Below are 1,062 nucleotides of genomic sequence, written 5' to 3'. Positions count from 1 at the left end.
TCAGCTAAGCATCTTACAAGAGGCAGAGAGGACTATTACGGATAATAGGTATTGCCTAGAGACCGTTAGAGTTCTCCTCTCTTCTCTTGTTAAATCTAATAATATCAAAGTAAAGGAGACCGTTAGGCACAAGCTAAACCAAACAATGAACGATAGAATTTCCAAAATACCGAATGACGTTCAAGACAGAAATTCTGTTGCTTGGAAAAAACTATGTGAATACATTGAACAAGTTGCGGAAAATGGAGTGGACGAGTTTGTTCCGAGAGAAGCTCTTGGAGACGAATTATTTGCTCAAATTTTTACGCTTCCAGAATCGATTTCAAAACTTAAAAAAGTAAAAAAAATTGGACTTTATGGGAGTAATCTAAAGAGAATTCCACCCGAAATTGGACAAATGGAATCACTCGAATACTTTGACCCTTACACTTCTTACGATTTGCATTGGTTCCCATTTGAGATTTACAAATGCAAAAAACTAAAAGACAGTCGAATTAGCACAAGAGCGCTTTATGGAAATTATAAAAACCGAATGGGATTTCCAAGACTTGACCACAATCCTGTACGATACTTTGGAAACAATTTAAAATGTAGTGTCTGCGAAAAGGAATTGACATACGAAACAACCAATCAAATGTGGATTACTGCACACGTTGGAACAGATACAATACCTATGCTTGCTAATTTATGCTCAAAAGAGTGCGAACAGAAATTACCTAAACCGCCTAAAGATTATGTTCAGTTTCCTCACAAAGGTGGAGCAGATTTAGAACAGCCTAATATGGACGAATTTGACTTTATCAGAGCCAATTATCGAACTGTGACTATAGAAGAAATTGAAGCCAGTAAGAAAAAGACGGAAAATGAAAAACCTAAACTTTTGAAATTAATTCGAAAAATTTGGGAGAAATAATAAAAAAGCCAGTGCCTAACATTGGTAACCGTTGCACAAGCCCATAATGTATCCTAAAATTATAATTAGAAACCGTCTTTTAAAGGCGGTTTCTGTTTTTATACACTTAAAAACTCTGGTGTTTTAAAAGGCTTTAAAAGCATGTTTAT

Annotated in this window: 1 protein-coding gene; it reads left to right on the top strand. The window is 35.2% G+C overall.

Annotation, left to right across the window (positions count from 1 at the left end; translation table 11 throughout):
• The coding region (locus J1D01_RS17435) for a hypothetical protein (RefSeq protein WP_421151784.1) at positions 1 to 913 on the top strand (913 nt) is incomplete at its 5' end.
• Positions 914 to 1,062 lie beyond the last annotated feature (149 nt).

The sequence above is a fragment of the Seonamhaeicola sp. NFXS20 genome (genome assembly GCF_049132085.1).
Taxonomy (GTDB): Bacteria; Bacteroidota; Bacteroidia; order Flavobacteriales; family Flavobacteriaceae; genus Seonamhaeicola.
Note: the sequence above shows the minus strand (reverse complement) of the source record. Positions and strands in the feature narration are given on the sequence as shown.